4 protein-coding genes are annotated in these 6,391 nt (G+C 72.0%); 1 reads left to right on the top strand and 3 read right to left on the bottom strand.

What is annotated here, in order from left to right:
• Nucleotides 1–396: 396 nt before the first annotated feature.
• Complete coding sequence (locus tag AB0J86_RS33405; protein ID WP_363861672.1) at nt 397–1,782, bottom strand: cellulase family glycosylhydrolase; 1,386 nt, start codon at nt 1,780–1,782, stop codon at nt 397–399.
• Nucleotides 1,783–2,014: 232 nt separating this feature from the next.
• A complete protein-coding gene (locus tag AB0J86_RS33400; RefSeq protein WP_363861671.1) occupies nt 2,015–3,403 on the bottom strand; it encodes a M1 family metallopeptidase in 1,389 nt (462 codons plus the stop codon).
• A gap of 521 nt (nt 3,404–3,924) precedes the next feature.
• Here AB0J86_RS33400 and AB0J86_RS33395 point away from each other — a divergent pair.
• Nucleotides 3,925–4,887 (top strand): TIGR03557 family F420-dependent LLM class oxidoreductase, encoded by a 963-nt coding sequence (locus AB0J86_RS33395; RefSeq protein WP_363861670.1) that lies wholly within the window; start codon nt 3,925–3,927, stop codon nt 4,885–4,887.
• 260 nt (nt 4,888–5,147) lie between these two features.
• On the opposite strand, the gene AB0J86_RS33390 is transcribed toward AB0J86_RS33395, so the two are convergent.
• Entirely contained in the window at nt 5,148–6,374 is a 1,227-nt protein-coding gene (locus tag AB0J86_RS33390) for a hypothetical protein (protein ID WP_363861669.1), read from the bottom strand.
• Nucleotides 6,375–6,391: the final 17 nt, after the last annotated feature.

Raw genomic sequence — 6,391 nt, 5'->3', positions numbered from 1 at the left:
GCTTGGTGGCGTCGTCCTCGCCCGGGGGGGGGCCCCGTCTCCGCGCGGCGCTCCTCGGCTGCAGGACGACGCCGCGCCGCTACGCGCGCTCGCTGGGGAGCCTGCGGGGCGCGGCGGCTTCGCCGCGCGCTCCTCGGCTCCGGGCGGGCCGGCGTGCTCACCCCTCGCACCCCCGCCACGGCCGGCTTCGCCGCGCGCTCCTCGGCTCCGGGCGGGCCGGCGTGCTCGTTTCTCGTACCTCCCGCCTCGGCCGGCTTCGCCCGCGTGTGTTCGGGCGCGGGCCGCCGCGCGCTACGTCCGCTGACTGCGTCCGCCCGCGCGGCGGCTTCGCGGCTCGCTCAGCGCCGGCCGTGTCCTGCCACCGCGACGCTTACGCGCACTCGCCGGTGCGCGGGTTCAGGTGGTGGCGCACCTCGGGGTCGGGGCGGTGTTGGTGCCGTTCCAGGAGCCGAGGAAGCCGAAGGCGGTGCTGGCGCCGGCGCCCAGGCTGCCGTTGTACGAGACGTTGCGGGCCGTGACGTTGGCGCCGCTGCTGCTCAGCGTCGCGCTCCAGCTCTGGCTGACGGTCTGGCCGTTGGCGAAGGTCCAGGTGACCGCCCAACCGCTGATCGCCGAGCTGCCGGCGGTCACCCGTACCTCGGCCTGGAAGCCGCCCTGCCACTGACCGGTGATGGTGTAGGCGGCGGTACAGCTGCGGTCGCCGGCCGGCGGCGTGGTGGTCGGCGGGGTCACCGGCGGGGTCGTGACCGGCGGCGTGGCGGGGTTCCCGGTCGGCGGGGTGGTCGGGTTGTTGCCGAAGACGGTCGCCTCGCGGGCGGTCTGGCGGATGCCGTTGGCGCCGTTGAAGATCCGTTGTCCCCAGGAGGTGAGCTGGCTGGCGTTGAAGTTGGTCACCATGTCGAGGTACTCCACGCCGCCGCCGTTGCCGCTCCACGACCAGCCGAGATAGCCGATCCCGTTGGTCTGGGCGTACGACATGATGGTGTCCTCGTCGGGGTTGCCGTCGGAGTGGTTGTGCCCGAACTCGCCGACCACGATGGGCAGGTTGGCGGTGCGGAACCGGCCCAGGTAGTCGGTGATCTCCGCGGCGGTGTCGAAGACGCCGTACATGTGGATGCTGAAGATCGTGTTGCGGTCCGGGTCGCTGTTGAAGACCGACTGCGCGTTGTCGCGCATGATGAACTGCCAGTCCTGTCCCCACATCGGCGCGTCGACCATGATCGTGTGGTCGAAGCCGGCGCTGCGCAGCCGGGTGATCGCGTTGCGGGTCGCCGTGGGCCAGGTCGCGCTGGTCGTGGCGTTGTTGCCGAAGGGCTCGTTGCCGATGTTGAGGATGACGTAGCGCTCCTGGCCGGCGAGGGCGCTCTGGATGCTGATCCAGTAGCTGACCGCCTGGTCGAGCGTGATCGCCGCGCCCTCCTCGCCGTAGCCGGTGGTGTCGTGTACCTCCAGCACGCAGATCAGACGGTTCTGCTTGCAGAGGGAGATCACGTTGGCGACGTCGCTCGCACTGTTCTGCGTCCAGCGCGCACCGCTGCTGAGCACCACGCGTACGGCGTTAGCGCCGAGCGATTTGATGTTCGCGAATGAACCGGTTTGGCTCGGGTACCAGGTGTGGGCGTGGCTGACGCCGCGCATGATGAACTGGTTGCCGTTGGCGTCGAGTAGCCGCCCGTTGCTGATCGTGAAACCGGCGGCGGCGTGCGCCGACGGCGTCATGACGAGGACGGCTGTGACGAGGGCGAGCAGCGCCGTCAGGGCGATCGGGAGTCGTGTTCTCATGACCTACCTCAGGAAGGGCCCCTGGTCGGGGAGAGACGTCCGGGGTACCGGCAACTGCAGCCCGACAGTTACCGTCCGACTCCCTGCGGCGCGGGCATCAGAATATGCGGATACGGCGATCGAACGCAACCGGTTAAGTTGCGCCGCCGAACGGGGGTGAAAGGCCCCCGCGGTCCATTCGAAGGGGCTCCTCGCCGTCGCGGCGGCGGTGACGAGGAGCCCCGACGAGGCGCTACCAGGTGGTCGGCTTGCCCGGGGTGTAGAGCCAGGTGCGGAAGAAGCCGTTTAGTTGCTGGCGGGAGATCTTCTCCGCGAGCCGGACGAAGTCGGACGTGCTGACGTTGCCGCCACGGTGGCCGGCGTACCAGGCGCGCAGCAGCGCGAAGAAGGCGGCGTCGCCGATCTTCGCGCGGAGCGCCTGGAGGGTCATCGCGCCCTTGTTGTAGACCGATCCGGCGAACAGTTCCACGGCGCCCGGGTCGCCGGGCGGCGGGTTCCACAGGCTGGCCGTCTCCGGCTGGGCGTGCAGGCTGGCGAAGCGGGCGGCGGCGGTACGCCCGCCGGTGTGCTCCTCCCAGAGCCAGGAGGCGTACGTGGCGAAGCCCTCGTTGAGCCAGATCTCCTGCCAGCGGGCCGGGGTGACGCTGTCGCCGAACCACTGGTGGGCCAGCTCGTGCGCGACCGTGGACTGGCTCGGCGGACCCGCGTAGATCGGACGGGTCTGCGTCTCCAGGGCGTAACCCGGGTCCTCGTCGTCGTCGACGATCGCCCCGAAGGAGCTGAACGGGTACGGGCCGAAGAGCTGCCCGAAGTAGTCGATCATCTCGGCGGTCCGGGCCAGCCCGTCGTCGCCGGTCGGCCCGAGATCACGGTCGACGGCGTCGATGATCGGCAGGCCGCGCGGGCCGACCGAGCGGCGCAGGTCGTAGTCGCCGATCGACGCGGTCGCCAGGTAGCTCGCCATCGGATCGGCCGCGTGCCAGCGGAACGTGGTCCAGCCGTCGCGGGTGTACTGCCCGCGTGGTTCGCCGTTGGCCACCGCCGTCTTGCCCGCCGGAACCGTGATCTCGAAGTCGTAGCTGGCCTTGTCGGTGGGGTGGTCGTTGACCGGATACCAGGTGGCCGCGCCCTCGGGTTCGTTCGCCACGAAGGAACCGTCCGGGGTGGAGACCCAGCCGTAGAGCGCGCCGGTGTTGTCCGTCGGGCGCCCGGTGGTGCCGTCGTACGTGACCGAGACCGTGAACCGCTCGCCACGGGAGAGCCCGGAGCGGGGCGAGATCCGCAGCTCCTGGCCGTCGCGGTCGAAACGGGCGGGCCGGCCGTCGACCCGTACCGACCGGACGGTGAAGCCCCGTAGGTCCAGGTTGAACCGGGAGAGCCGCGCGGTGGCGCGGGCGCTGATGGTGGCCGCCCCGGTGAAGGCGCGGGTCGCCGGCTCGTACCGGATGTCGAGGTCGTAGTGGCTGACGTCGTACCCGCCGTTGCCGGCGAGCGGGAAGTAGTCGTCCCCGGCGCCCGGGGCGCCGACGATCGCGCTACCGGCGGCGGCCGGGGCCGCGACCAGTGCGAGGGTGCTCGCCGTCGCGGTGAGCAGGGTCAGGCAACGCCAAACGATCTTCATGGCTCGACACCGTAGTGCCAGTGGGCGTACCGGCGGGAGGGCCGGCGCCCGATTGCGCGCGCCGGGCGAACCGGCGGACCGCGGGACACGGCGCCCGCGCGGCCGGCGGCGGACCACCGGACCGCGTCGGGCGCCTGTCATCCCCACCACAGGATGATCCCCGGCCAACCCTTAACCGGTTAAGCAAGAGAGACTAGTCCCACTACCGGCAGATAGTCAAGAACGTCACTTTCCCGGTGCCCGTTCCCGACTCCGACGGCGCCGGACCCCGCGCTCTCCCTCGGCGCCCGGTTGCCGGGGTGCGCAGCCCGGGCGAGATTAGCTTGAGCGACAAATACCGAGAAACTGTGGCTACCACGCGGGGAATAGCCACACTTTCTATGTATTTGCGTTGATCTAGCGACGGCTTTTCGACCGGATCGGCCGATCGTGGTTCACCGACCGGATCGGGGGTACTTCACGACGATCGGACCGGACGACGAAGCCACGGCGGAACGGGCCGGGGTGGGAAGGGGAGCACGGTGGTCGCGGTGGGCTACACGCTGATGGGCGAGCAGAGCGGACCCAAGGAACTCGTCGACTACGCCATCCGCGCCGAGGACGCGGGCTTCGACCAACTCGTCGCCTCCGACCACTACTACCCCTGGCTGGACGCGCAGGGCCACTCCCCGTACGCCTGGTCGGTGCTCGGTGCCGTAGCCCAGGCCACCTCCCGGGTGGAGCTGATGTCGTTCGTGACCTGCCCCACCCGCCGCTACCACCCGGCCGTGGTCGCGCAGAAGGCCGCCACCGTCGGCCTGCTCAGCGACGGCCGCTTCACCCTCGGCCTCGGCGCCGGAGAGAACCTGAACGAGCACGTGGTCGGCGGCTGGCCGCACGTCCAGCAGCGGCACGAGATGCTGGAGGAGGCGCTCCAGATCATCCGTCCGCTGCTCGACGGGCAGACCATCAGCTACACCGGCGACTACTTCGAGGTGCCGGAGGCGTACCTCTGGGACCGCCCGGAGCAGCGGGTGCCGATGGCCGTGGCCGCCTCCGGACCGTCCTCCTGCGACCTCGCCGCCGAGTACGCCGACGGCCTCATCGCCACCGAGCCGGACGAGAAGCTGCTGCGGGTCTTCGACGAGCGCGGCGGCGCGGGCAAGCCGCGGTACGGGCAGGTGATGATCTGCTACGGCCCGGACGAGGACGAGTGTCGCAAGATCGCGTACGACCAGTTCCGGTGGTTCGGGCTGGGCTGGCCGGTCAACGCCAACCTCCCCGACCCCGACGCGTTCGCCTCCGCGACCCGGCAGACGCACGTGGAGGACGTCGCGCAGGGCATCCCGTGCGGGCCGGACCCGGAGGCGCACGTCGCCGCGTTCAAGCGGTACGTGGACGCCGGCTTCACGCACGTCGCGGTGGTGCAGATCGGTGGCCCGACCCAGCCGCTCTTCCTCGACTGGGCGCGGGACGAATTCCTTCCTCGGCTACGGGAACTCTGAGGCCATGCGCTTCGGCAACGTGGAAATCCGCCCGCTCGGCGGCGGGCTTGGCTGCCTGCTGATGATCCTGGTCTCGATCATCGGCTCGATCCTGCTCACCGTCCTGGTCAACGTGATCCTCTGACCCGTACGGCGGGGTGCGACGGGACCGGCGGCGCGGTCGGGACCGGGCGCGGGCGCGGTCACGAGTGGCGACCGAGCGCCGCGCGGAGCGCGTCCCGCGCCGGAGGCGATTCCCGCCGTCCGGTGCGCGTCCCCGCTCAGGAGCGGAGTCCGACCGCGGCGAGCACCGCGCGGACGGTCCCGGCCGCCGGACGGAAGACCGCCTCCCGCAGCCAGCGCCCGGTCGGCGCGAGCACCGAGCGGCCGACCCAGCGGATCGGCGCCACCACCGTGTACCGCCAGAGCCAGGCGACCCCGCGCGCCAACGGCACGACGGTGTGCCGCCAGAGCCAGACGATCGCGCGACCCAGCGGTACCGCCGTGTGCCGCCACGCCCAGACCAGCGCGTGCCCGAACGGCACCGCCGTGTGCCGCCACAACCACGCCAGCGCGTGCCCGAACGGCACCGCCGTGTGCCGCCACAACCACGCGACGGCCAGCCCGATCGGGCGCAGCAGGTAGCGGTAACCGGCGACCACCACGGCCGCCACGCCCCGGTACGCGTAGCGCAGCCCGGTGCCGAGGAGCCGCCCGACGAAGGCGACCACCGCCCAGATCCCCATGGCGACGGCCCGCAGCGCCGACCCGATCCACCGCCCCAGGGTGGCGAGCGCGCGACCCACCAGCCGCAGTGCCGGCGCGAGGGCCGACGCCAACCAGGAGAGCGGAATGATCAGCAGGTAGCGCGCCAGCCAGGTCAGCGGAATGATCAGCAGGTAGCGCGCCAGCCAGGTCAGCGGGATGACCAGCAGGTACCGCACGACCCAGACGACGGGCGCCACCAGCAGGTTCCGTACCGTCCAGACGAGCGTGGGTACGAGCACCCGGGTGACCAGCCAGACGCTCGGCCGGAGCAGGCACCGGTCCGTCAGCCACCACAGTGGAGCGAAGACGTACCGCGACAGGAACCGCACGAGCAGCCGGGCGGCCTCCCAGAGCAGCCGCAGCGGCAGGACGACGACGAGCGCGACGGCGCGTACCGGGTACGCGAGCCAGGCCGGCAGCTGCGGTTCGTCCCGGCGCGACGCCCTCCGCCGCCGTGGCCGCGCCCAGCCCCGCGCCTGGGCCTGGGCCCGTGCCTCGGCCTGGGCCCGGCTCGGTACCGCGACCGGTACGCCCGGCGCCGGCACGGCCGCGCGCCTCGGCGACGACACGGCGCCAGCGGCCGGCGCGACCACGGCAGCGGCCGGCGCGACCAGGTCAACGGGCGGTGCGACCGCGGCGACCGGCTCCGGGGCCGGCGGTCGCAGGGTCGGTCGCCCGGGCGGCGTGCTGCCGGACGGCGGTGCCGGGTGCGCCGCCCCCCGATCATGCTCAGCGGTCACGCGACAGACTGTAGCCG

This window comes from Micromonospora sp. NPDC049559, from assembly GCF_040676675.1.
In the GTDB taxonomy this organism is placed as follows: domain Bacteria; phylum Actinomycetota; class Actinomycetes; order Mycobacteriales; family Micromonosporaceae; genus JBFAPK01.
Note: the sequence above shows the minus strand (reverse complement) of the source record. Positions and strands in the feature narration are given on the sequence as shown.

Bases quoted from the DNA above. Each gene is read 5' to 3' on its own strand.
- AB0J86_RS33405 (WP_363861672.1), bottom strand. From the start codon at position 1,782: ATGAGAACACGACTCCCGATCGCCCTGACGGCGCTGCTCGCCCTCGTC.
- AB0J86_RS33400 (WP_363861671.1), bottom strand. From the start codon at position 3,403: ATGAAGATCGTTTGGCGTTGCCTGACCCTGCTCACCGCGACGGCGAGC.